Source organism: Rhodococcus sp. ACPA1 (genome assembly GCF_002300195.1).
Taxonomy (GTDB): domain Bacteria; phylum Actinomycetota; class Actinomycetes; order Mycobacteriales; family Mycobacteriaceae; genus Rhodococcus_F; species Rhodococcus_F opacus.
The window spans coordinates 126572-150929 of sequence record NZ_NSDX01000002.1 but is presented as its reverse complement, the minus strand read 5'-3'; the positions used below and the strand labels follow the sequence as shown (position 1 = coordinate 150929).

The window sequence follows — 24358 nt, the reverse complement described above, 5'->3', positions numbered from 1 at the left end:
GGGCCGGGCGCCGTCGACCTCGCAGTTCCATGATTCGATGGACCTACTTCTAGAACGTGTTCTAGTATCGGACCATGCAGCGACTCAGCGGTCTCGACGCGTCCTTCCTCTATCTCGAAACGTCGACGCAACTCCTCCACGTCTGCGGAGTCATCATCCTCGACGTCTCGACGGTTCCGGGCGGCTACACGTTCGCCCAGCTCAAGGCGGAGCTCGGCGCGCGCACCGAGGCGATTCCCTCGTTCCGGCGCAAGCTGCAGGACTCGAAGTTCAACCTCGACCACCCCGTGTGGGTCGAGGACACCGACTTCGACATCGACCGGCACTGCCATCGTGTCGCGCTCCCCGCTCCCGGCGGCCGCGACGAGCTGGCCGAGCTGTGCGGCGACATCGCAGGCATTCCCCTCGACCGTGCCCGGCCGCTGTGGGAGATGTGGGTGATCGAGGGCCTCGAGGACGGTTCCGTCGCCGTGATGTCGAAGATGCACCACGCCGGGGTCGACGGCATCACCGGCGCCAACATGATGGCCCAGCTGTGCGGCCTCGAACCGGACGCACCACGCCCAGACCCCGACGACTCCGCCGAGAGCGCGGGGCAGGCGAGCACACTCGACATCGCCGTGGGCGGGCTGCTCGCGGTCGCGTCCCGGCCCGCGAAACTCCTCAGGATCGTCCCGCAGAGCCTGACTCTGCTACCCCGCTGGATCGGCCGGGCCCGCCGCGGCGAGGCGATGCCCGCACCGTTCACCGCGCCGCGCACGTCCCTGAACGGCACGTTGACCAGTCACCGCAATCTCGCGTTCACCCAGCTCGACCTCGAGAAGGTCAAGACGGTCAAGGACGCGTTCGACGTCAAGGTCAACGACGTGGTGCTCGCGCTGTGCTCGGGCGCGCTGCGGAAGTACCTGCAGCACCGCCGGGAGCTGCCCGACAAGTCGCTCGTCGCCATCGTCCCGGTGTCGGTACACGGAAAGTCGGACCGCCCGGGCACCAACCAGGTGTCGGGCATGTTCACCCAGCTCGGCACCCAGATCGAGGATCCGGCCGAACGCCTGCTGGCGATCGGCGAACACAACTCGACCTCGAAGGAACACAACGAAACCCTCGGCGCGAGCCTGCTGCAGGATTGGTCCCAGTTCGCCGGGCAGGCTGTGTTCGGCACCGCCATGCGCCTCTACTCGACCCTCGGCCTGGCGGAGCGGCATCCGGTGGTCCACAACCTGGTCATCTCCAACGTGCCCGGACCGTCGGTCCCGCTGTACTTCCTGGGCGCGCTGATCAAGGCGATGTATCCGCTGGGACCGATCTTCCACGGCGCCGGGCTCAACGTGACGGTGATGTCACTGAACGGTCAGCTCGACGTCGGCCTGATGAGCTGCCCGGAACTGGCACCCCACCTCTGGGACCTCGTCGACGCGTTTCCCGCGGCGTTGGACGAGCTCGTCGCGGCCGCGGGGAACCGGACGTGAACCCGCCGGTGCGCTGCGGGAATCCCGAAGCGACGTAGAGTCAGCTGTCATGTCCGAAGTCACCGACGACGCCTCGTCACCCGGCCCCGCCGAAGAGCCCGGCCGGCAGATCGTTCCCCTGCTCGCACCCCGGGACGGCGTGCCCGACGTCGTGACCACGGCGGAGGGTGTCGCGAAGGCCGCGGCCGCGCTGAGCGAGGGCACCGGGCCGCTGGCGGTCGACGCCGAGCGGGCGTCCGGCTTCCGCTATTCGGCGCGGGCGTATCTCGTGCAGCTGCGCCGGGAGGGTGCGGGCACGGTGCTCCTCGACCCGATCCCCACCGCCGCCGATCTCGCCCCGCTGGCGGAGGTGATCAATCCGCTGGAGTGGATCCTGCACTCCGCCGACCAGGATCTGCCGGGGCTCGCGGAGATCGGTCTGGCGCCGGCGACCCTGTTCGACACCGAACTGGCGGGGCGCCTCGCCGGGTTCGAACGGGTCGGTCTCGCCGCGATCGTCGAGCGGACGCTGGGCCTCGAACTCCGGAAGGGCCACGGCGCCGCCGACTGGTCGAAGCGGCCGCTGCCCGATTCCTGGCTGAACTACGCAGCCCTCGACGTCGAGGTTCTGGTCGAGTTGCGGAACGTGATGGCCGCGGAACTCGACGAGCAGGGCAAGAGCGGGTGGGCTGCACAGGAGTTCGAGCACATCCGGCTCGCGGGGCCACCGAAGCCCAAGGCCGACCGCTGGCGGCGGACGTCGCACATCACGTCGCTGAAGACGCAGCGGCAACTCGCCGCGGCACGCTCCCTGTGGCAGGCCCGCGAGGACCTCGCCCGCAAACGGGACGTCTCCCCCAGCCGGGTCCTGCCGGATTCGGCGATCATCGACGCGGCGACCAAGGACCCCCGGAGCATCGAGGCGCTCCGGGCGCTGCCCGTGTTCGGCGGTCCCCGCCAGCGGCGGCACTCCCGGATCTGGCTGCAGGCGCTCGAGGATGCCCGGGCACTGCCGGACACCGCACTTCCTCCGAAGACCCCGCCGTTCACGGGACCGCCGCCGGCGAGCCGGTGGGCGCGACACGACCCCGAGGCCGCCGAACGGCTGACGGCTGCCCGCGCCGCGCTGGCCGCCCTCGGCGCGGAGGTGTCGGTGCCGGTGGAGAACCTGGTGACCCCGGAACTCGTCCGCAGGTTGTGCTGGGACTGGTCGGCCCCCGAGGACGGCGAGGTCGAGACGGCGATCGACCGGGTGCTCGACGCGGGCGGTGCCCGCCCCTGGCAGCGGACGCTGACCGTGCCCGCGCTGGCGAGCGCACTGCTCTCCGCCGCCGAGCAGAAGGGCTCCGGCGGCACCTGACCGACAGCACCGACACGCGGGGTGAGCGCGTGAATTCCCGATGAGGTACCCATTAAGTTACCCGCGAGTAACGATAGGGGTACGCTGGTCTGGAGGCCGGACGCCTGGCCGTGATCCGGAACCAAACTGCTCCATCAGGAGGAATTCGCGTGGCTCCATCCACCACAACTCAACGCAACGTCGTGTTCGTCGACGGCATCCGCACTCCGTTCGGCAAGGCCGGCCCCAAGGGCATCTACGCGGAGACCCGCGCGGACGACCTCGTCGTCAAGACCATCCGCGAGCTGCTTCGCCGTAATCCGCAGCTCGACCCCGCGCGCATCGACGAGGTCGCCATCGCCGCGACCACGCAGACGGGCGATCAGGGTCTCACCATCGGCCGCACCTCCGCGATCCTGGCCGGACTTCCCGAGACCGTCCCCGGTTTCGCCATCGACCGCATGTGTGCCGGTGCCATGACGTCCGTCACCACCACCGCGTCGGGCATCGGCTTCGGCCAGTACGACGTGGTGATCGCCGGCGGCGTCGAGCACATGGGCCGTCACCCGATGGGCGAGGGCGCAGACCCGAACCCCCGGTTCCTCGCCGATCGCCTCGTCGACCCCAGCGCGCTCGTCATGGGCAACACGGCCGAGAACCTGCACGACCGGTTCCCGACCATCACCAAGGACCGCACCGACGCGTACGCCGTCGCGAGCCAGAACAAGTACGAGGCCGCCCGCAAGGCCGGCTTCATCGCCGACACCCTCGTGCCCGTCGCCACCCGCTCCGCCGCCGGCTGGGGGCTGGCCACCGAGGACGAGCCGCCGCGTCCGGGCACCACGCTCGAGGACCTCGGCAAGCTGAAGACGCCGTTCCGTCCCGCGGGTCGGATCACCGCGGGTAACGCGGCCGGTCTGAACGACGGTGCGACCGCCGCCCTCCTCGCCGGTGAGGACACCGCGCTCGAACTCGGACTGCCGATCGGCATGCGCATGGTCGGATTCGCGTTCCAGGGCGTCGACCCCGCAGTCATGGGCATCGGCCCGGTGCCGGCCACCGAGAAGCTGCTTGCCCGCACCGGCCTGAAGATCGAGGACATCGGTCTGTTCGAGATCAACGAGGCCTTCGCCGTCCAGGTCCTCGCGTTCCTCGAGCACTACGGCATCGCCGACGACGATCCGCGCGTCAACCAGTGGGGCGGCGCCATCGCGTGCGGCCACCCCCTCGCGTCCTCCGGTGTCCGCCTGATGACCCAGCTGTCCCGCCAATTCGCCCAGCGCCCCGACGTCCGTTACGGCCTGACCACCATGTGCATCGGTCTGGGCATGGGCGGAACCGTGATCTGGGAGAACCCGAACTTCGATGGAGCCAAGTAGATGACCGACATTGCAACGGCATTCGCCGACGAGGTCGTGACCAACGCGTACACCAAGATCGTCGCCGTACCCGGCATCGAGGGCCCGGTCGCGCTGATCACCCTCGACAACGGTTTCGACCACACCAAGCCTTCGTCGTTCGGCCCGGGCGGCCTGAAGGCGCTCGACGCCGCACTGGACGAGGCGTTCGCGGCCCATCCCGTCGCGATCGCGATCACCGGCAAGCCCTTCATCTTCGCCGCCGGCGCGGACCTCAAGGGTGTTCCGAGCATCACGAACCGTGACCAGGCGCTCGAACTCGGCCGGCTCGGCCACAAGGTGTTCCGCCGGCTGCGCGAATCGTCCGTGCCGACGTTCGCGTTCGTCAACGGCGTCGCACTCGGCGGCGGACTCGAGGTCGCGCTGCACAGCCACTACCGCACCGCATCCGAGAGCGCGGGCGCCCTGGGTCTGCCCGAGACGTTCCTCGGACTGGTGCCGGGCTGGGGCGGAACGCAGTTGCTGCCCAACCTCATCGGCCCCTCGAACGCGGTCACCGTCGTCCTCGAGAACGCGCTGAACCAGAACAAGACGCTCACCCCGAAGAAGGCCCTCGAACTCGGCGTCGTCGACGCGGTGTTCGGTTCGGCCGACTTCCTCGAGCAGTCGTTCGCCTGGGCCGCGCAGGTCCTGGCCGGCGAGATCACCCCCACGCGTCCCGAGATCGACCGGGGCAAGGGCTGGGACGACGCGATCGCCCGCGCGAAGGCCGTCGTCGAGGGCAAGACCAAGAACAACGCCCCCGGACCGGTCAAGGCCGTCGAGCTCCTCGAGCTGGCCCGGACCACCGATCTCACCGATCCCGCGTCGCTCGACAAGGGCTTCGCCGCCGAGGACGAGGCGCTCGCCGATCTGCTGCTCGCGGACGAGCTCCGCGCAGGCCTGTACGCGTTCGACCTGGTGAACAAGCGCGCCAAGCGTCCCGCCGGCGCACCGGACAAGTCCCTCGCCCGCAAGGTGACCGGTGTCGGCATCGTCGGTGCCGGATTGATGGCCAGCCAGCTCGCGATGCTGTTCGTCCGCCAGCTCAAGGTGCCGGTCATCCTCACCGACATCGACCAGGAGCGCATCGACAAGGGTGTCGGCTACGTCCACGGCGAGATCGACAAGCTGCAGGGCAAGGGCCGGTTGTCGCCGGACGCGGCGAACCGCCTCAAGGGTCTCGTGTCCGGCTCGCTGGACAAGGCCGCGTTCGCGAAGACCGACTTCGTGATCGAGGCCGTGTTCGAGAACCTCGATCTAAAGAAGAAGATCTTCGCGGAACTCGAGGAGCACGTCGCCCCCGAGACCATCCTGGCGACGAACACGTCCTCGCTGTCGATCACCAAGATGGCCGCGGACCTGAAGCACCCCGAGCGGGTGGTCGGCTTCCACTTCTTCAACCCGGTCGCCGTGCTGCCCCTGCTCGAGGTCATCAAGGGCGAGAAGACCGACGACGCCACGCTGGCAACGGCATTCGCCACCGCCAAGGCGCTCAAGAAGTCGGCCGTCGGTTCCGCCGACCTGCCCGGGTTCGTCTTCAACCGACTCCTGATCCGCACCCTCGGTGAGGTCATGAACGCGGTCGACGAGGGCACCCCGTTCGAGGTGGCCGACAACGCCATCGCCGAACTCGGCATGCCGATGACCCCGTTCACCCTGCTGGCCCTCGTCGGGCCTGCGGTCGCGCTGCACACCGGTGAGACCCTCGCCGAGGCGTACCCCGAGCGCTTCCACAACTCCCCCGGACTCGAGGCGCTGGTCGAGGCCAAGAAGTCGGCGGTGTGGAGCTACGGCGCCGACGGCAAGCAGGTCGTCGACCCCGAGGTCGCCGAACTGTGGAAGCAGGGCGACAAGGCGTCCACGTCCGAAGAGGTTCTGGATCGCACGCGTCGCGCGTTCGCCGAAGAGATCCAGATCATGCTCGACGAGGGTGTCGTCGCCGCGGCCGAGGACATCGACCTCTGCCTGATCCTGGGCGGCGGGTTCGGCTTCTGGAACGGTGGTATCACGCCGTACCTGGACCGCACCGGCACGTCCGAGGCCGTCAACGGCAAGCGGTTCCTGGCACCGGGCGTCGCGAGCGTCTGACCCGGAGGTGAGTGGCAATGTGTGCCCCGGCACACATTGCCACTCACCTGCTCAGGGCACGGGGACGTGATCGGCGGCGGCGAGCGCCTGGCGGGCGTACGCCCGCACGTCGGCGTCCGTGTCCTCGAGCGCAGTGGTGAGCGCGCCGACGGCGGCGCGGTCGCCCGGCCACCGGCCGAGTGCGAGGACGGCGGCCTTGCGCACATCGAGGTGCGCATCCGTCAGGGCGTCCGCCAGCGCGGGCACCGCGACCTCGGGGTCCGCTCCGGCGAGTGCCCGCGCAGCGCCCTGCCGGATCTGCCAGGCCGACTCCCGCAGCGCCGGCGTCGCAAGGGTCACGTCGTCGCCGGTGCAGCCCAGACTCGCGAACGCCGTGAGCGCGGCGGCGCGTACCAGCGGATCGCGGTCGCCGGCCAGTGAGCGCACGGTGTCGACACCGCCGAGCCCGATGGTGGCCAGGCCGTGCGCGACGGTGATCCGCACTTCCCGGTTCTCGTCGTGCGCGCCCGCCGCCACCGACTCCCACCGGTCCAGCGACACCAGCGCCCGCACCGCTTCGATCCGGACGTGGTGATCACCGTCGGACAGCGCCGTCAGGAACTGCTCCGCCGAACCGGCGTGCAACGCGCGCAGAACGTCGACCACGGCGGACCGGACCACGGCGTCACCCGACCCCAGGTGGTCGGCCAGTCCGTCGGCGGACGGCAGCACCTCGACGAGTTCGCGCAGGCCGTCGGCGGCAGCGCGGCGCACCGTCACCGCACCGTCGCCGAGGGCGTCGACGAGGGCCGTCCCGAATCCGTCGGGGGTTCCTTCCGTCAGCACCGAGAGTGCCGTGACGCGGACCTGCGGGTCGGCGTCGCCCAGATACGGTGCAAGCTCGGCGACGCTCGGCGCGTCGAGTCCGAGGACCGCGACGATGGCCGGTGACGACGGCTCCTGCCGGACCGGCGCGGCGATGCGCGAGCGCTCCTCCACCGGGGCACGCCCCCCGACCAGTGGCGGCTGCGCGACGGGTACGACCGTCCGGTCCACCGGCGGAAGGGAATCGAGTCCGGGCACCGGCACGAAGTACGGCTCGACGGGGCGCTTGAGGAATTCCATGTCGCCGTTCTCGCCGCGCCGCAGATTCAGGTGGTATCCCCATTCGTCGTCCCGCTGCTCCGGGAGGTCCGCCCGTTCGTGGTAGAGCCCCCAGCGACTTTCGGTTCTGGTGAGGGAGCTGCGGGACGCCATTTCCGCGCAGTCCCGGATGAACGTGACCTCCGCGCAGCGCATCAGTTCGTGCGGGGTGGTCGCGCCCATCCCGGCGATCTCCCCTGCCATCCGTTCGAACGTCTCGACGGCGATCGACAGCTTCGTCGCCGTCTTCGGCGGCGCGACATAGTCGTTGACGAAGCGGCGCAGCTTGTACTCGACCTGCGGCTGCGGCGGCCCGTCCGGGTTGCGCAGCGGCCGGTAGATCAGCTCGTGCGCGGCGGCCAGCTGCTCTGCGGGCAGCGCGGTCGGCGCCTCGACGTCGGGCAGGGTGCCGGTGGCGTGCGATCCGGCGAGGTCGCCGTACACGAATGCGCCGATCATGTAGTTGTGGGGGACGCAGGCGAGGTCGCCTGCCGCGTACAAGCCGGGGACGGTGGTCGCGCCGTGCTCGTCCACCCACACCCCGGACGCGGAATGCCCGCTGCACAAGCCGATCTCCGAGATGTGCATCTCGATGTCGTGGCTGCGGTAGTCGTGGCCGCGGTTCGCGTGGAACGTGCCGCGGGTGGGGCGTTCAGTGGTGTGCAGGATCGACTCGAGCGTGTCGAGGGTTTCCTCCGGGAGGTGGCTGACCTTGAGATAGATGGGCCCGCGAGCGGATTCGATCTCGCTCTTGACCTCGCTCATCATCTGCCCCGACCAGTAGTCGGAGTCGACGAACCTCTCCCCCTCGGCATTCACCTGGTAACCGCCGAACGGGTTCGCGACGTACGCGCACGCCGGGCCGTTGTAGTCCTTGATCAGCGGGTTGATCTGGAAGCATTCGATGCCGCTCAGTTCGGCTCCCGCGTGATAGGCCATCGAGTAGCCGTCACCGGCGTTGGTCGGGTTCTCGTACGTGCCGTAGAGGTACCCCGATGCCGGGAGCCCGAGCCGGCCACACGGACCGGTCGCGAGGATCACCGCCTTCGCCCCGACCGCGACGAACTCACCGGTGCGGGTGTTCAGCGCCGCGGCCCCGACGGCGCGGCCGTTCTCCGTCAGCACCCGGACGGGCATCAGGCGGTTCTCGATGCGGATCTTCTCCCGCATCTTCCGCTGCCGCAGCACCCGGTAGAGAGCCTTCTTCACGTCCTTGCCCTCGGGCATCGGCAGCACGTACGAGCCGGAGCGGTGCACCCGGCGGACCGCGTATTCGCCGTACTCGTCCTTCTCGAACTTCACGCCGTACTTCTCGAGGCGCTGCACCATCGCGAAACCGCGGGTCGCCGTCTGGTACACGGTGCGCTGGTTGACGATCCCGTCGTTGGCTCTGGTGATCTCGGCGACGTAGTCCTCGGGTTCGGCCTTGCCGGGGATGACGGCGTTGTTGACGCCGTCCATTCCCATTGCGAGCGCGCCGGAATGGCGCACGTGCGCCTTCTCGAGCAGGAGCACGTTCGCGCCGTTCTCGGCGGCGGTCAGTGCCGCCATCGTGCCGGCGGTGCCGCCACCGATCACGAGCACGTCGCAATCGAGACGGACGGTGTCGGCGAGGTCGGGAATGTCCATCAGGTCTCCGAAGTGTGGTTCAGTGCGGCGAGCACGTCGGCGCGCGCGGCACGGGTGTCGGGGTGGTCGAGGTGGTCGCGGTCCCGGGGGTGCGGGATGTCGACGAGCGCCCGCAGCGGCTCGCCGGCCCGGCCGAGCACCGCGACGCGATCACCGAGCAGCACCGCCTCGTCCACGTCGTGGGTCACGAACACCACGGTGGTCGGGTGAGTACTCCACGTGTCGACGAGCAGTCGCTGCATGACGCCGCGGGTCTGCGTGTCGAGGGCGCCGAACGGCTCGTCCATCATCACGGCCCGCGGAGCCCCGGCGAGGCCGCGCGCCAACTGCACTCGTTGCCGCATGCCGCCGGACAGGTTCTTGGGCAGGAAGTCGCCGAACCCGGTCAGACCGACCTCCGCGATCCAGCGATCGGCGGTCTCACGGCGTCCCTTGCGGGGTTCGCCGCGGAGCGCGAGGGCCAGCTCGATGTTCGAGCGCACCGTGCGCCACGGGAGGAGCGCGTTGTCCTGGAAGACGACGGCCCGGTCCCGGGACGTCGACTCCACCGCCGCGCCGTCGGCGACGACGCGGCCCGAATCGGGCGGCAGCAGGCCGGCCAACGCGCGCAGCACGGTGGACTTGCCGCACCCCGAAGGCCCGGTGAGCACGAGGATCTCGCCGGGGACCACGGTCAGCGACAGCGAACGGATGACGGGGTTCCCGGTGTAGGACAGGGTGACGTCGTCGAGGACCAGCGACATGCCGGCGGTCACGGACGGCACTGCGGTGGCGGTCATGCGCGCTCCCCTCGTGGCAGCCAGCGGGTGACGCGCCTGCCGAGCAGTTCGACTGCGCCGGACGTCGCGAATCCGAGGATGCCGATAGTGATCATGCCGACGAAGACGCCGGGATAGTCGACGATCGTGTACGCCTGCCAGGTGCGGTACCCGACACCGAGCCTGCCGGAGATCATCTCGGCGGAGATCACGCAGATCCACGCCACCCCGATTCCGACCGAGAGTCCACCGAACACGCCGGGCAGGATTCCGGGCAGCACCACCCGGGACAGCACGTCCCAGCGTCCGCCGCCGAGCGTGCGCACCGAGTCCTCCCACAACGTCGGGAGGGCCCGGACGGCATGCCGGGTGCTCACCATGATCGGGAAGAACGCGGCAACGAACGTGATGAACACGATGCCGGCCTCGTCGCTGGGAAACAGCAGGATCGCGACGGGTACCACCGCGATGGCGGGGATCGGCCGCGCGAGTTCCGTCAGCGGACCGAGGACGTCGGCGAACAGTTCCGATCTGCCGAGGGCGATTCCGGTGGCCACACCGACCACAGTCGCGAGTCCGAATCCGCTGAGGATGCGGATCAGCGACTGCCCGAGGTCGAGGTAGAACAGGTCGCTCTGCAGCTGGGTTCCGAACGCGGACACGACGTCGGTGACGGTGGGGAGCGTGTCGAACCGCAGCCACACCCGCACGTCGTTGGCGGTCAGCAACTGCCACGCGACGATTGCCGCGATCACGGACGTGATTCGTACGAGGCGTGACCGCCACGGCGAGGTTCGCCGGCGCGTCGATGCCGGATCATGTTCTTCGGCAGCGGCTTCGGTGTCGAACAGGACCGTGGACTGTTGCAGGGTGGTCACTGCCGCACCTCCTCGACCGCGCGGTCGTACGTGACCACGCCACCCGTGGGATGCGCGCGCAGGTAGCGGTCTGCCGCGGCGCCGGTGGTGAAGGGCAGGAAGTTGTCGCCGTCGCGCACCCACACCGATTTGTCCGCGAACCACCGGGTGCCCAGTTCGGCGTCGGGAACGTAGGCGGCGCGCACGGCGCGTCCCTCGGCCCGGGCCTGCTTGACCGCCCGGAGCAGGCACGTCGGGTTCGCGGCCGGCTGCGTCCCGGTGGCGCCGTCGAACCAGACCTCCCCGGCCAGTGCCGGATCGCTCGGGGCGGTCGCGCACACGGGATCGATGCCGGTGACCGACGTCGGGTTGGCCGTGGACGCGAGCGTGGCGTCGTAGTCCTGCCCGTCGGCCTCGAACGCGGACCGGAGCGGAGCGTCGTTCACGAAACCGTCGACGTCGAGGTCGGCGAAGTCGCCGATCGACTTCAGGTACGGCACATCGTTCTTCAGCGCATCGATCAGCCCGGGCTTGAGGGTGGTGTCGAACGACGTGCCGCCCGGGCCGTTGTACAGGTACACGACCTCCTGCGGCAGGCCGCTCGCGTCGGCAACGATCCGCGACGCCTCGAGCGGTTGCGTCTGGACGAACCGCGTGGCGTCGAGCTGCGCCCGGAGGAACGCGTCGAGAACTTCGGGGTGTTCGTCCGCGTACGCCTCACGGGCCACCACACCGTGCAGGGTCGGGGTTCGGAGTTCGGCGCCGTCGTACAGCAGCTTGGCCTTGTCCTGGAAGACGAGAAGTCCGGGCCAGGCCACGAACTGGGACAGCGCCGCCACCTGACCGGATTCCAGGGCCGAGGATCCGACCTGCGGCTGCTGGTTGAGCACTTCGACGCCGGTACCCGGGTCGATTCCGGCGCGGTCGAGCGCCTGGACGAGGGTGCCGTGGCCTGCGGAGCCGACGCTCGCGGACACCTTCTTGCCGGCCAGGTCGCCGAGTGTGGTCGCAGGTGAATTCGGTGGCACCACCACCATGTTCAGTGCGCCCTCGGGGTTGTAGCCGGTGACCGAGACGATCTCCGTCTTCGAGCGCGGGTTCGCCTGGGTGCGGGAGCCGTTGATCAGCATGGGGTAGTCGCCCATCGATCCGATGTCGATCTTCTCGGCCACCATCTGGGCGGTGATCGGCGCCCCGGTGTCGTAGTCCTGCCATTCGACGGAGTACTTCGTCCCGGTCTGCTCGGTCACGTCCTGCAGGCGCTGTTCGAGGTATCCCTGTGCGCGCAGCAGCGTTCCGGCGGTGACGGTGTTGATCGTCTTGGACTGGTACCCGATCACGAGCGTGACCGCGTCACCGTCGTCGGCGGAGGGTTCGAGGGAGCAACTGGTCGCCACGAGTGTCAGTGCCGCGGCGGCGATCGCGAAGGTGGAAGAGCGTCGCTTCATCTGTGTGGTCTTTCGCTCAGCGGAGGAGGTACGGCATGTTCACGGTGACCGCGCCGGTCGGGCAGCGAGCCGCGCAGGGCCCGCAGTACCAGCATTCGTCGACGTGCATGAAGGCCTTGCCGTTCTCCGGGTTGATAGCCAGCGAATCGAGCGGGCAGATCTCGACGCACAGGGTGCAGCCCTCGATGCACAGCGACTCGTCGATGGTGACGGGTACGTCGGCTCGTTGATTGACCAAGGTCATGAGGTGAGCTCCCAGTTCGTGATGTCGGGTCGGCGGACGAGGCTGCTGCGCATGGTGATTCGGTCACCGCGCATGCGGATGTATTCGAGGTCGACGGGACGTCCGTCGACGAGCCGGGTGAGGCGTTCGAGCAACAGGAGCGCCGCACCGTCGGGCGTCTGGAGGTTCGCGGCGGAATGCGCGTCGGCGTTCACCGATTCGATCGCCAGATCGGCGGAGCCGAGGGGCTGGCCGCACACCTCCTCGATCAGCGCGAACACGTCGTTGGTTTCGAGGTCGTGGCCGAGGATCTCGGCTCCGATGTCGGGAACGAGGTAGGTGAGGTCCAGGCTGAGCGGCAGGTCGCCGAGGTAGCGCACCCGCTCGATGTAGACGGCGGGTTCGCCCGGCTCCAGCTGCAGGCGGCGGGCGACGGCGGGCGGCGGGCTGATCTCCAGGGCGGCGCGGACGTCGTTGCGGACGTCGCCGTGCCCCTTGAGCGTCTCCTTCAGCCCGAGCAGGGCGTCGAGACCGTGGTCGTACTTGCGCTGCGCCACGTGCGTTCCCACGCGCGGGGCCCGGTCGATGAGCCCCTCCTGCTTCAGCAGCGCCAGTCCGTCGCGTACCGCATTGCGCGACACGCCGAACTCTTCGGCCAACTCCGATTCCGACGGCAATCCGCGCTCGGCGAAGGAGTCCGCGTGGATCTGCTGACGGAGCAGGTCGGCGAATCTGCGCGCATGGTCCGCGCGGGAACTGCGCGACGCCGTCTGGAGGGGAGTCGGATTCACCACCGTGGTTTCCTTCGTCGATAGTGCGTGTGAGCTGGACGAAGACAAACGCTAACGGCAGTCGGCGGGGCCCGGAGTCGCCGCGAACGGCCGCTCGGGGCGACCCCGCGAATCGGCCGGGTCCGCGGCGGGACCGGAACGCCTCACCAGCGGAAACACGGCGGCGACCCGCGAATGCGCCAGGCCGGGCCGGGCCCGGAAGTTTCAATCAGGGTGATTCGAAGTCGCGACGTCCGCCCGTCGAGCGATCAAGTCTAGGTTAGGCTTACCTTCTGTTTTCGTCCCGAAGGAGTCGTTGCCGTGTTCGCACCCACCGCCAGACGTCAGCTCGCCGTCGCACTCGCCGTGGCCAGTTCGTCCCTCCTCCTCGCCGCGTGCTCGTCCGGCGACAGCGGAGGCAGCACGGCAACGTCCGGTGAGGGGTTCCCCGTCACGATCGAGAACACGTTCGGATCGACCACCCTCGACGCGGCGCCCGAACGCATCGTCACGCTCGGATGGAACGCCCAGGATGTCGTCTACGCGCTCGGCGAGACACCGGTCGGGATGCCGAAGTACACGTACGGCGCCGAGGCGAACGGTGTGATGCCCTGGCTGCAGGACCGATTCGATCCGTCCCGGACCACGTTGCTCGACACCGCCACGTCCACCCCCATCGAGGGCGTCGCCTCGCTGGCGCCCGATGTCGTCCTCGCCCCGTACGAGGGATTCGACCAGGCGACGTACGAGAAGCTGTCGGGGATCGCCCCCACGGTGGCGTACCCGGACAAGGCGTGGCAGACCACGTGGCAGGACCAGACCACGCTGGTCGGACAGGCACTCGGCAAGAGCGCCGAGGCGGAGCAGCTGGTGGCCGGTCTCGACGACACCCTCGCCCAGACCGCCGCCGCACACCCCGAGTTCGCCGGCAAGACGATCTCGGTGATCAACTTCGACACCGACGCCGCGACGGTCAACGTCTACATGCCCTCCGATCCCCGTGTCCAGGTGCTGACCCAGCTCGGGTTCACCGTGTCACCCGGCGTGCAGAAGCTGGCTGCGGCCAATGATCCGGACAAGTTCTTCGCCGACATCTCCGTGGAGAACATCTCCGATGTGGACGCCGACGTCGTGGTCGCGTTCGTCCCGGAGAACACCACCGTTGGCGCGAACCCGGCCTACGCGAATCTCGGTGCCATCGGGCGTGGAACCGCGGTCGCGCTGTCGGACACGAAGATCATCTCGGGGCTCAGCCAGACCAGCGTTCTCGCGACACCGTGGGTTCTGGACAAGCTGACACCTCAGCTGAGCGAGGCCGCGAAGAAAGCGGGTGCCTGAACTCCCGCCTGACAGGCGGTGTCGGGCGTAGCGTAATCCGAGACACGAATTTCCGCTGTGCCCGCATCAGGAACGCTCGCCGAAAGCAGGTATGCGATGACGCAGATGTCCGAAAGACACACCGCGAAGGTCATCGGCGTCACTGTCGCCGCCGCGGTCGGTGGATTTCTCTTCGGTTTCGACAGCTCGGTCATCAACGGCGCCGTCGACTCCATCCAGGACCACTTCGAGCTGGGGTCGTTCTTCACCGGCTTCGCCGTGGCGATCGCTCTGCTCGGATGTGCTGTGGGCGCATGGTTTGCGGGTCGCCTCGCGGACCGCTGGGGCCGCAAGAAAGTGATGCTGCTCGGTTCGGTGCTGTTCGTCGTGTCCTCGCTCGGAGCGGGTCTCGCGTTCAGCGTCCCCGACCTGATGCTGTGGCGCGTCCTCGGCGGTCTCGGCATCGGTATCGCGTCGGTCATTGCGCCCACATACATCTCGGAGATCGCGCCGGCCCGCTACCGCGGCGCGTTGGCGTCGCTGCAGCAGTTGGCCATCACACTCGGCATCTTCGCCGCGCTGCTGTCGGACGCGGTGCTGCAGAACGCCGCGGGCGGCGCCTCCAACGAGTTGTGGCTGAACCTCGAGGCCTGGCGCTGGATGTTCATCGTCGGTGTGGTCCCCGCGGTCGTGTACGGCATTCTCGCACTGATGATCCCCGAGTCACCCCGCTACCTGGTCGGCAAGCACCTCGATCAGGAAGCGGCCGACATCCTCGCGAACATCACCGGCGAAGTCGACCCGCAGGAGCGCGTCTCCGAGATCCGGCTGACCCTCCGCCACGAGTCGACGGCGTCGTTCGACGATATTCGCGGCCCGAAGTTCGGGCTGCAGCCGATCGTCTGGGTCGGCATCTTCATGGCCATCTTCCAGCAGTTCGTGGGTATCAACGCGATCTTCTACTACTCCACCACGCTCTGGAAGTCGGTGGGCTTCACCGAGAACGAGTCGTTCACCACGTCGGTGATCACCGCGATCATCAATGTGGGCATGACGTTCGTCGCCATCCTGTTCGTCGACCGGATCGGCAGGCGCATCCTGCTCATGGTCGGCTCGCTCGGCATGTTCGTGAGCCTGCTCATGGCCGCAATCGCCTTCTCCCAGGCGACGGGCAGCGGCGACGACGTCGTGCTCCCCAGCCCGTGGGGGGCGGTCGCGCTGATCGGTGCCAACCTGTTCGTGATCTTCTTCGCCTCCACCTGGGGCCCGGTCATGTGGGTGATGCTGGGCGAGATGTTCCCCAACAACATGCGCGCCTACGCACTCGGCATCAGCACGGCGGCGAACTGGATCGCGAACTTCACGGTCACGCTGTCGTTCCCGCCTCTCACCCGCTCGGTGGGGCTGTGGTTCCTGTACGGACTGTTCGCGTTCTTCGCGTTGCTGTCCTTCTTCTTCGTCCGGTCGAAGGTCCGGGAGACGAAGGGGATGGAGCTCGAGGAGATGCACACCTGACCCAGGCACGAACGGATCCGGCCGAATCACAGTGCGATTCGGCCGGATTTCTGTGTGGGGCGCCCGGTACTACTGTCCGCTTTTCTCCGCGCGCTGCGCATCGAGGTCGGCGACGACACCGTTCTGCTGCTCGGGGCGCAGGTTCCCGAGGCCGGCGAACCATCCGGTGATCTGCCGGGCGACGTCCTGCGCGGTGAGGCCCAGCTCGGCGTGGATCTGCGCGCGCGACGCGTGGTCGAGGAACCGTTGCGGAACACCGAGATCACGACAGGGGACGTCGACCCCGGCCGACCGCAGCGCGGCGGACACGGTGGAACCGACACCGCCGTGCAGCCCGCTGTCCTCGACGGTGACGACCATCGTGTAGTCCTCGGCGAGCTTCACCAGCGACTCCGGGACCGGCAGAACCCACCGCGGGTCGACGACGGTCGCCGAGATGCCCTGCTGTTCCAGGCGTTCCGCCGCGGCGAGCGCGAGACCGGCGAACGCGCCGACCGACACGATGAGCACGTCGTTCCGCCCGGAGGGGGCGCGAAGGATGTCGACGACACCGTCCACGCGGCTCAGCGCGGGGACGTCGTCGCAGACCGTGCCCTTCGGGAACCGGAGCGCGGTCGGGCCGTCGTCGACGGCCAGCGCTTCGTCCAGTTCCTCCCGCAGGGTGGCGGTGTCGCGGGGAGCCGCGACCTTCATACCGGGGACGATGCCGAGCAGCGACATGTCCCACATGCCGTTGTGGCTGGCGCCGTCGTTGCCGGTGATACCCGCGCGGTCGAGAACGAGGGTGACGGGAAGTTTCAGCAACGCCACGTCCATCAGCAGCTGATCGAACGCGCGGTTGAGGAACGTCGAATAGACCGCGACCACCGGGTGCAGACCCCCCAGGGCGAGGCCGGCCGCCGACGTCACGGCGTGCTGCTCGGCGATCCCGACGTCGAACATCCGGTCGGGATACTTCTCGCCGAACGCGGCGAGACCGGTCGGGCCCGCCATCGCCGCGGTGATCGCCACGATGTCCTGCCGGTGGCTCGCCTGATCGATCAGCTCGGCCGAGAACACCGACGTCCAGTCGGCGGACGCCGACCCGGTCGACTTACCCGTGATCGGGTCGATCACGCCGGTCGAGTGCATCTGATCGGCCACGTGGTTCTCGGCGGGCGCGTAACCCATGCCCTTGCGGGTGACGGCGTGGACGATGACCGGGCCACCGAACGCCTTCGCGCGGCGCAGCGCGGATTCGAGTGCGGCCTCGTCGTGTCCGTCGACCGGCCCGAGGTACTTGATGCCGAGGTCCGTGAACATCACCTGCGGGGCCACGGCGTCCTTGAGACCCGCCTTCATGCCGTGCAGGACCGAGTAGGCGGTTCGGCCCACCCACGGAAGTTTCTTCACCATCCGGCGGCCGCTGTCGAGGATGCGCTCGTATCCCGGCTGGAGGCGGAGGGCGGCGAGGTGGTCGGCGAGACCACCGATGGTCGGCGCGTACGAGCGGCCGTTGTCGTTGACGACGATGACCACCGAGCGGTCCTTGCCTGCCGCGATGTTGTTCAGGGCCTCCCAGCACATGCCTCCGGTCAGCGCGCCGTCACCCACGACGGCCACGACGTGGCGGTCCTGACCGGTCAGCTCGAAGGCCTTCGCGAGGCCGTCCGCGTACGACAGCGACGCCGATGCGTGCGAGGACTCGACCCAGTCGTGGTCGCTCTCCGCCCGGCACGGGTACCCGGACAGGCCACCCTGCTTGCGGAGCGAGTCGAAATCGTCCTTGCGGCCGGTGAGGATCTTGTGGACGTACGCCTGGTGGCCCGTGTCGAAGATGATCGGGTCGGCGGGCGACTCGAAGATGCGGTGCAACGCGAGGGTCAGTTCGACGACGCCCAGGTTGGGGCCGAGATGCCCACCGGTCGCCGCGACCTTCTGCACGAGGAACTCACGAATCTCCGCGGCGAGCTGCTTCATCTCCGCCGAATTCAGCTGACGAAGATCGTCAGGCGTCTGGATACGGGCAAGAACACCCAACGAGATCGCTCCCTCCGTGATGCACGCCGCCTTGCGTGCCTCTGCCGTGGCTTCGTGTCACGTCACAGTGGAACCAGTCTACGGAGCCGCCGGAGTGCGGGACACACGGTATGGGCCGGTGCGGCCCCGTATCGCGGGTTCGTCCTCGGGCATCCCGGCCACGGCCGTGACCGGCTTCACACAATTGTGCCGCCGGACGGGCCCCTCGGAACACCCGACAGCGTCGTGAACAGCCTCTAGGGTCGACTCATGAGCACCGTCGTGGACGCGCTGATCGGGAAAGTCTTCGCCGCAACCCGGGAGAACCGCAGCGGCGAGCTCGCCGACTACATTCCCGAACTCGCCGCGGTCGCCCCCGACTCGTTCGGAATCTGCATCGCCACCGTGGACGGCTTCGTGTACGAGGTCGGCGACACCCGTCTGCCGTTCACGATCCAGTCCATCTCGAAACCGTTCACGTATGCCCTGGCGCTCGCCGATCGCGGGTCCGGCGCCGTCGCCGAGAAGATCGACGTCGAACCGTCCGGGGAACCGTTCAACGAGATCAGCCTCGACCCGCGGACGGAGCGACCGCGCAATCCCATGATCAACGCCGGGGCGATCACCGCGGCGTCGCTGGTGGCCGGGCCGGACCTGGACACCCGGTTCGAACGAATCCGGGCCGCGTACTCCCGGTACGCCGGACGGGACCTGACGTTCAACCGGTCGGTGTACGAGTCCGAGTCACGGACCGGGCACCGCAACCGCGCCATCGGCCACATGCTGCGCTCGTTCGACATCATCACCGGCGACCCGGACGAGGCGGTCGACCTCTACTTCCGCCAGTGTTCCGTCGACGTGACGTGCCGGGACCTGAGCGTGATGGCTGCGACGATGGCGAACAACGGCGTCAACCCCGTCACCAGGGAGACCGTTCTCGACCCGGCCCTCGTCGAGCGGGTTCTGAGCGTGATGTCGACGTGCGGCATGTACGACGCCGCGGGCAAGTGGGTGTACGAGGTGGGGTTGCCGGCCAAGAGCGGCGTCGGCGGCGGCATCATCGCGGTCCTGCCGGGTCAGATCGGCATCGCCGTCTACTCGCCGCGCCTCGACGAGCACGGCAACAGCGTGCGCGGGGTGGAGGCGTGCCGGGCGTTGTCGGCCGAGTTGGAGCTGCATTTCCTCCATGTCACCCGGGCCGCCCGTTCGTCGATCCGTGCCAGTTACTCCGTCGTCGACAGTCCGTCGCGGATGCGGCGCACTCCCGCCGAGCGGGCCGCCCTCGACGACGTCGGCAAGCGCAGCCGGATCTACGAGCTGCACGGTGACCTCCTCTTCGCCGGCGCGGAGTCCGCGGTGCGCGAGATCGGCGGGGTCGAGACCGAGCTCGAGGTCGTGGTGGTCGACGTCCGGCGGGTGGACGACGTCGGCGGCATCGCGCGCCGCATGCTCGACAGTCTGCGCGACGAACTCACCCGTCGCGGCTGCGCAGTCGCCCTCGTCGATCCGGCGGGCCTGCTGGGCTACACGCGGTCGGATCTCACCGGTACCAGCGGGCGGGTGTTCGCCGACCTCGACGCCGCACTGCAGTGGTCAGAGGACACCCTCCTCGATCTGCACTGCGCCGCCCTCCGCCAGCCGGCATCGATCGACGTCACGCAACATCCGGTGCTGGCCGGGCTTCGACCGGAGCAGCTGCGGCGACTCACCCGCGACCTCGATATCCGCACGTTCACGCGCGACGAGCAGATCATCCACCGGGGCGACCGGGCGTGCGGGCTGTTTCTGATCCTGTCGGGCCGGGTCAGCATGAGAGTCACCGATTCCGGGGGTGCCGTGTACCGGATCATGACGCTGTCGACGGGCATGACCTTCGGCGAGATGACGATGCTGCTCGACTTGCACTTCCTCAACGACGTGTGCGCCGACTCCGAGGTCACCGTCGCCGTACTCCCCGCGGAACGGTACGCCGACATGGCCGCCCACGAGCCCGACCTCAAACTCGCTCTCCTCGAACGGCTTGCTGCCGGTGCCTACGAGCAACTCGACGTGATGCTCCGGTCGCTGCTGCGGCCCTGATCGAGGACCGCCCACAGGAAATGTGATTGCCCGAATCGGAAAAATCGGACAGGCTTGGGGCTCGGAATCGACGACGCTCGAATCGAAAGCAGGGTGCAATGCTCACAGCGACAAAGCTGGCCATCGAGACGACGGGACTCGTCAAGACGTTCGGATCCACCCACGCGGTCGACGGCCTGGATCTGGCCGTCCCCCTCGGGGGCGTGTACGGCGTCCTCGGGCCGAACGGCGCGGGCAAGACCACCGCGATCCGGATGCTGGCCACGCTCCTGCCCCTCGACGGTGGAACGGCCACCGTGCTGGGGCACGACGTCGCGAGCGAACCGGACGCCGTGCGCAGCAAGGTCTCCCTCACGGGACAGTTCGCGTCGCTCGACGAGGATCTGACGGGCAACGAGAATCTGCTGCTGCTCGGCCGGCTGTACGGGTACTCCCGCGCGGCGGCCCGCACCCGGTCCGAACAGCTGCTGTCCGCCTTCGGGCTCGACGAGGCGGGCAACCGGCAGGTGAAGAACTACTCCGGCGGCATGCGCCGGAGGCTCGACATCGCGGCGAGCATCATCGTCACTCCGGAGATGATCTTCCTCGACGAGCCCACCACCGGTCTCGACCCGCGCAGTCGCAATCAGGTATGGGAGATCGTCCGCGCACTGGTGGCCGGCGGCACGACGGTTCTGCTGACCACGCAGTACCTCGACGAGGCGGATCAACTCGCCGACCGGGTCGCCGTCATCGACCACGGCAAGGTGATCGCCGAGGGCACCACCGGTGAACTGAAGGCCTCCGTCGGGTCGGGTGCCCTGCACGTGCGGGTCACCGACATCGCCACCCGTCCCGCGGCGGCAGCGCTGCTGCGGGACGTGCTCGAGGTGCCGATTACCGAAGAAGCCGATCCGGCCGCCCTCACCGCCCGTATCGACGACCCGGCCCGGGTCTCGCGGGCGCTGCCCGCACTCGACGACGCCGGAATCGCCGTCAGCACATTCGCATTGGGGCAACCGAGCCTCGACGAAGTCTTCCTCTCCCTCACCGGCCGACCCACCGAGGAGCATGCGTCATGACCTCCACCACCGACCGGACCGCCGATACCGCCACCGCGGTCGCCGACGTCCTGAAGATGCCCGGCCCGAGGCCCGCGAGACCCACCGCGTGGTCGACCTCGCTCTCGTTCGGCTGGCGAGCGCTGCTCAAGATCAAGCACGTGCCCGAGCAACTGTTCGACGTGACGATGTTCCCGATCATGTTCACGTTGATGTTCACGTACCTCTTCGGCGGCGCGCTGGCCGGTTCGACCAGTGCCTACGTACAGTTCCTGCTGCCGGGCATCCTCGTGCAGACGGTCGTCATGATCACCATGTACACCGGGCTGACGCTCAACAAGGACATCGAGAAGGGTGTGTTCGACCGGTTCCGGTCGCTCCCGATCTGGCGTCCGTCCCCGCTCGTCGGCGCGCTGCTCGGTGACGTCGTCCGCTACACGATCGCCTCGATCATCGTCCTGATCCTCGGGCTCGTCCTGGGATTCCGCCCGGACGGCGGTCTCGTCGGTGTGGTGGCGTCGATCGGCCTGCTGTTGCTGTTCTCGTTCAGCCTGTCCTGGATCTGGACGATGTTCGCGATGCTCATGCGCACCGAGCAGGCGGTCATGGGTGTGTCGATGTTCATCCTGTTCCCGCTGACATTCGCCAGCAACATCTTCGTCGACCCCGCGACCATGCCGGGCTGGCTGCAGGCGTTCGTCGGCGTCAACCCGATCAGCAAGCTGGTGACGTCCATCCGCGGGCTCATGGCCGGGACGGTGGAGTTGGCGGATCTCGCCGTCGTGTTCGGGTGGTGCGCCGGGTTCGTCGTGATCTTCGGACCGCTGACGATGCGCCTGTACAACCGTAAGTCGTGACGGTGGCGGCCACCGATCACGCCGAGAGATCGGTGACGGTGCGGGGATCCGGAATCGTGTCGGCGGTTCCGGATCTCGTCCGCGCCACCGTCACCGTGACCGCGACACGTCCCGCGGTGGCCGACGCGTTCGAGGCCGTCGCCCGGTCCACCACCGCCGTCACGGACACCCTGCGCGGGTACGGCGTCTCGGGGCCCGACCTCGCGACCACCGGGCTCTCCGTGCACTCCGAAACCACCTGGACCGAGGGCCGGGGCAGCGAGGTGACGGGCTACACCGCCGCGACGACGCTGCAGGTCACGGTCCGCGTGGCCGGGGCGGCCGCATCGTCACCCGCGCAGGTGGTGGCCGCGTGCGTCGGCGCGGGTGGCGACGACATCCGCCTCGGCGGACTCGAATTCGACTTCGCCGATCCTGCCGCGCTGACGGCGACCGCTCGGGACCGGGCCTGGGCCGATGCCCTCGCCAAGGCGGAGCAGTACGCCTCGCTGTCGCGTCGTGCGCTGGGCGAGGTGCTCGACATCGCGGAAGTCGACATCGGTGACGTGTCCCCGCGGCCGGTCGCGAAGGCGTTCGCGGCGGCCGACTCCCCGATCGCCGTCGAACGCGGCGAGAAACCGACGCGGGTCGACGTCCGGGTACGGTGGCGTCTCGTCTAGACCCGGGGGCCCCGCTGCTGGACCGACGCGGCGAACGTGTCGTTGAGCTGCGTCAGCGACGTCACCGCCGCGAGCGCCTGTTCCTGGGACCAGCCTTCGAGCATGCCGCGCAGCCGTTCGGCCCGGCGCTCGGTCGTCTCGCGCAGAATGTCCATCCCGTTCGGCGACACCCGAATGCGGGAGGCACGCTTGTCGTGGGGATCGGCGGCGCGCGACACGTATCCCGCGTCGACCAGTTCGGAAATCTGCCTGCTCAGCGAGGACTGACTGACGCACAGGTCTGCGGCCAGTTCGTTCTGGCGGCACTCCCCGCGCGCGGCGAGCACGAAGAGCACGCTCGTCAGCGCCGGCGGGATCGGGGTCTCGCCGCTCGCGGAGACGACCGCCCGCAGCGACCGCCCGAGTGCGAACACCGCATCGACGAGCGCTTGCGCAGTATCTGCCTGTACCGACATCCAGTCCCCGTCCCACACACCCACTACTTGCGGGCCGACTATAACGTTTTGTTGCGTTCGGTAACGATGCGCCGCTGTCAGCGCGTCAGCAACGCGATGCACTCCACGTGGTGGGTGAGAGGGAACGCATCGAACGCGCGCAGCTCGTCGACATGATATCCCTGCGCGAGGTACAGACCGATGTCGCGGGCGAACGACGCCGGGTCGCACCCCACGTGCACGACCCGTTCGGCGCCCGTGGCGGCGACCGCCCCGATCACGTCACGCCCCGCGCCCGCACGCGGCGGATCGAGCACCACGACCTGTGGCGGGGAGGCGAGCCCGGAGATGGCGCGCTCGACCCGGTCGGCGTGGAAACGCACCTGCGGCAGGTCGGAGAGTGCCGCCTTCCCGTCCGCGACGGCCTGGCGCGAGGACTCGACGGAATCCACGTGCCCGGACGACCCGGCACCGCCGGCGAGGGCGGCGGCGAACACACCCACTCCCCCGTACAGGTCCCATGCGGTCTCACCCGCGGACATCCCGGCCCATTCGGAGACCACGGCCGAATACGTTTCCGCGGCCCCGCGATGCGCCTGCCAGAACCCGGTGGCGGCCAGCGCCCATTCCCGGTCGCGCACCCGCTCCACCGGGCGACCCGATCCGACGACCACCCGCTCGGCGCGCGGCGCACCGCTGGCGGCGCGGCGTGCCATGGCACCGCGGCGCCCGGGACTCGTACGGCCGGTCCGCGACACCTTCGGCGGAGCGATCTCGACCACGTGCCGCTCCCCCGCGCCGTCGAGAACGATCTGCACCTCGCTGCCGGGCGTCCAATCGTGTTCGCTCACACCGTCGTAGGCGGCCGACTCGATCTGCGGGCACGCCAGGTCCGTGACGATCCCGGAACTGCGGTGCCGGTGATAGCCGGGGCGGCCGTCCGGGTCGACGGCGAGCCGCACCCGCGTGCGCCAGCCGGTGCCGTCGCCGGTGCCGGGCAGTTCCTCGACGTCCACGTCCCGCTGCACACGCGCGAGCCGCGCCAACTGCTCGGCCACGACCTGCGCCTTCATGTCCCGCTGCACGTGCAGGCTCGCGTGCGAGAAGTCGCAACACCCCGCGCCGCCCGGACCCGACACCGGGCACACCGGGGTGACCCGCTCCGGGGACGCGTCGAGGATCTCGATCGCGTCGGCCCGGCAGTAGGACCCGCCGCGATCCTCGGTGACGAGCGCGATCACCCGCTCGCCGGGCAGTCCGTGCCGGACGAAGACCACGCGGCCCTCATGGCGGGCGACGACGAAACCGCCGTGCCCGGGATTTCCCAGCCGCAGTTCGAGGCGGCGGTCCGACCAGTTCTCACTCAACGCTTCTCGC

19 protein-coding genes are annotated in these 24358 nt (G+C 68.9%); 10 read left to right on the top strand and 9 right to left on the bottom strand.

Features of this window, described 5'->3' with window-relative positions; translation table 11 throughout:
* The first annotated feature begins 74 nt into the window (after positions 1-74).
* The 4 genes from CJ177_RS07290 to CJ177_RS07275 all read left to right on the top strand — a co-directional run bounded on the left by CJ177_RS07290 (position 75) and on the right by CJ177_RS07275 (position 6275).
* Positions 75-1469 (top strand): wax ester/triacylglycerol synthase family O-acyltransferase, encoded by a 1395-nt coding sequence (locus CJ177_RS07290; RefSeq protein ID WP_061043013.1) that lies wholly within the window; start codon positions 75-77, stop codon positions 1467-1469.
* A gap of 49 nt (positions 1470-1518) precedes the next feature.
* Positions 1519-2808 carry a ribonuclease D gene (locus CJ177_RS07285; RefSeq protein ID WP_005240910.1) on the top strand — a complete coding sequence of 430 codons (1290 nt, stop codon included), beginning with the start codon at positions 1519-1521 and terminating at the stop codon, positions 2806-2808.
* A gap of 149 nt (positions 2809-2957) precedes the next feature.
* Complete coding sequence (locus CJ177_RS07280; protein WP_005240909.1) at positions 2958-4166, top strand: thiolase family protein; 1209 nt, start codon at positions 2958-2960, stop codon at positions 4164-4166.
* On the top strand, positions 4167-6275 hold the full coding sequence (locus CJ177_RS07275; protein ID WP_061701302.1) for a 3-hydroxyacyl-CoA dehydrogenase NAD-binding domain-containing protein: 2109 nt from the start codon (positions 4167-4169) through the stop codon (positions 6273-6275).
* Between the two features lie 51 nt (positions 6276-6326).
* Here CJ177_RS07275 and CJ177_RS07270 read toward each other — a convergent pair whose 3' ends face one another.
* Genes CJ177_RS07270 through CJ177_RS07245 form a run of 6 tightly spaced genes read right to left on the bottom strand, consistent with a single transcriptional unit; the run spans position 6327 to position 13106 of the window.
* On the bottom strand, positions 6327-9026 hold the full coding sequence (locus CJ177_RS07270) for a fumarate reductase/succinate dehydrogenase flavoprotein subunit (RefSeq protein ID WP_095867500.1): 2700 nt from the start codon (positions 9024-9026) through the stop codon (positions 6327-6329).
* Complete coding sequence (locus CJ177_RS07265; protein ID WP_061043009.1) at positions 9026-9805, bottom strand: ABC transporter ATP-binding protein; 780 nt, start codon at positions 9803-9805, stop codon at positions 9026-9028. The genes CJ177_RS07270 and CJ177_RS07265 overlap by 1 nt, the downstream gene beginning before the upstream one ends.
* A complete protein-coding gene (locus CJ177_RS07260) occupies positions 9802-10662 on the bottom strand; it encodes an ABC transporter permease (RefSeq protein ID WP_061701304.1) in 861 nt (286 codons plus the stop codon). Before CJ177_RS07260 ends, CJ177_RS07265 begins: the two co-directional genes overlap by 4 nt.
* Positions 10659-12089, bottom strand: coding sequence for an ABC transporter substrate-binding protein (locus CJ177_RS07255; RefSeq protein WP_005240904.1), 1431 nt, complete (start codon positions 12087-12089; stop codon positions 10659-10661). Before CJ177_RS07255 ends, CJ177_RS07260 begins: the two co-directional genes overlap by 4 nt.
* A gap of 16 nt (positions 12090-12105) precedes the next feature.
* On the bottom strand, positions 12106-12333 hold the full coding sequence (locus CJ177_RS07250) for a ferredoxin family protein (protein ID WP_005240903.1): 228 nt from the start codon (positions 12331-12333) through the stop codon (positions 12106-12108).
* Entirely contained in the window at positions 12330-13106 is a 777-nt protein-coding gene (locus CJ177_RS07245) for a GntR family transcriptional regulator (RefSeq protein ID WP_095867499.1), read from the bottom strand. Before CJ177_RS07245 ends, CJ177_RS07250 begins: the two co-directional genes overlap by 4 nt.
* Positions 13107-13403: 297 nt before the next feature.
* On the opposite strand from CJ177_RS07245, the gene CJ177_RS07240 reads away from it, so the two are divergent.
* Positions 13404-14420, top strand: coding sequence for an iron-siderophore ABC transporter substrate-binding protein (locus CJ177_RS07240; RefSeq protein WP_005240901.1), 1017 nt, complete (start codon positions 13404-13406; stop codon positions 14418-14420).
* Positions 14421-14516: 96 nt separating this feature from the next.
* Positions 14517-15914 (top strand): sugar porter family MFS transporter, encoded by a 1398-nt coding sequence (locus CJ177_RS07235; RefSeq protein WP_005240899.1) that lies wholly within the window; start codon positions 14517-14519, stop codon positions 15912-15914.
* A 69-nt stretch (positions 15915-15983) separates the two neighbouring features.
* On the opposite strand, the gene dxs is transcribed toward CJ177_RS07235, so the two are convergent.
* Complete coding sequence (gene dxs, locus CJ177_RS07230; RefSeq protein WP_025432409.1) at positions 15984-17933, bottom strand: 1-deoxy-D-xylulose-5-phosphate synthase; 1950 nt, start codon at positions 17931-17933, stop codon at positions 15984-15986.
* A 249-nt stretch (positions 17934-18182) separates the two neighbouring features.
* Between dxs and glsA the strand changes: the two genes are divergently transcribed.
* The 4 genes from glsA (at position 18183) to CJ177_RS07210 (ending at position 22547) form a co-directional block, all read left to right on the top strand.
* Entirely contained in the window at positions 18183-19991 is a 1809-nt protein-coding gene (glsA, locus tag CJ177_RS07225) for a glutaminase A (RefSeq protein WP_061043006.1), read from the top strand.
* 98 nt (positions 19992-20089) lie between these two features.
* Positions 20090-21052 (top strand): daunorubicin resistance protein DrrA family ABC transporter ATP-binding protein, encoded by a 963-nt coding sequence (locus tag CJ177_RS07220; protein WP_005240880.1) that lies wholly within the window; start codon positions 20090-20092, stop codon positions 21050-21052.
* A complete protein-coding gene (locus tag CJ177_RS07215) occupies positions 21049-21888 on the top strand; it encodes an ABC transporter permease (protein ID WP_005240878.1) in 840 nt (279 codons plus the stop codon). Before CJ177_RS07220 ends, CJ177_RS07215 begins: the two co-directional genes overlap by 4 nt.
* Positions 21885-22547: an SIMPL domain-containing protein gene (locus CJ177_RS07210; RefSeq protein WP_025432408.1), complete on the top strand. Its 663-nt coding sequence runs from the start codon at positions 21885-21887 to the stop codon at positions 22545-22547. The genes CJ177_RS07215 and CJ177_RS07210 overlap by 4 nt, the downstream gene beginning before the upstream one ends.
* Here CJ177_RS07210 and CJ177_RS07205 read toward each other — a convergent pair.
* The gene (locus CJ177_RS07205; protein WP_005240874.1) at positions 22544-23002 is read right to left on the bottom strand and encodes a MarR family winged helix-turn-helix transcriptional regulator; all 459 of its coding nucleotides are present in this window, start codon (positions 23000-23002) and stop codon (positions 22544-22546) included. The genes CJ177_RS07210 and CJ177_RS07205 overlap by 4 nt on opposite strands.
* Before the next feature lie 77 nt (positions 23003-23079).
* Entirely contained in the window at positions 23080-24348 is a 1269-nt protein-coding gene (locus tag CJ177_RS07200; protein WP_095867498.1) for a class I SAM-dependent RNA methyltransferase, read from the bottom strand.
* Positions 24349-24358 lie beyond the last annotated feature (10 nt).

Excerpts from the sequence above, each read along its gene's own strand:
- CJ177_RS07250 (WP_005240903.1), bottom strand. The coding sequence starts at position 12,333 with ATGACCTTGGTCAATCAACGAGCCGACGTACCCGTCACCATCGACGAG.
- CJ177_RS07205 (WP_005240874.1), bottom strand. The coding sequence starts at position 23,002 with ATGTCGGTACAGGCAGATACTGCGCAAGCGCTCGTCGATGCGGTGTTC.
- CJ177_RS07290 (WP_061043013.1), top strand. The coding sequence starts at position 75 with ATGCAGCGACTCAGCGGTCTCGACGCGTCCTTCCTCTATCTCGAAACG.
- CJ177_RS07235 (WP_005240899.1), top strand. The coding sequence starts at position 14,517 with ATGACGCAGATGTCCGAAAGACACACCGCGAAGGTCATCGGCGTCACT.
- CJ177_RS07255 (WP_005240904.1), bottom strand. The coding sequence starts at position 12,089 with ATGAAGCGACGCTCTTCCACCTTCGCGATCGCCGCCGCGGCACTGACA.
- CJ177_RS07215 (WP_005240878.1), top strand. The coding sequence starts at position 21,049 with ATGACCTCCACCACCGACCGGACCGCCGATACCGCCACCGCGGTCGCC.
- CJ177_RS07265 (WP_061043009.1), bottom strand. The coding sequence starts at position 9,805 with ATGACCGCCACCGCAGTGCCGTCCGTGACCGCCGGCATGTCGCTGGTC.
- CJ177_RS07220 (WP_005240880.1), top strand. The coding sequence starts at position 20,090 with ATGCTCACAGCGACAAAGCTGGCCATCGAGACGACGGGACTCGTCAAG.
- glsA (WP_061043006.1), top strand. The coding sequence starts at position 18,183 with ATGAGCACCGTCGTGGACGCGCTGATCGGGAAAGTCTTCGCCGCAACC.
- CJ177_RS07285 (WP_005240910.1), top strand. The coding sequence starts at position 1,519 with ATGTCCGAAGTCACCGACGACGCCTCGTCACCCGGCCCCGCCGAAGAG.
- CJ177_RS07275 (WP_061701302.1), top strand. The coding sequence starts at position 4,167 with ATGACCGACATTGCAACGGCATTCGCCGACGAGGTCGTGACCAACGCG.
- CJ177_RS07270 (WP_095867500.1), bottom strand. The coding sequence starts at position 9,026 with ATGGACATTCCCGACCTCGCCGACACCGTCCGTCTCGATTGCGACGTG.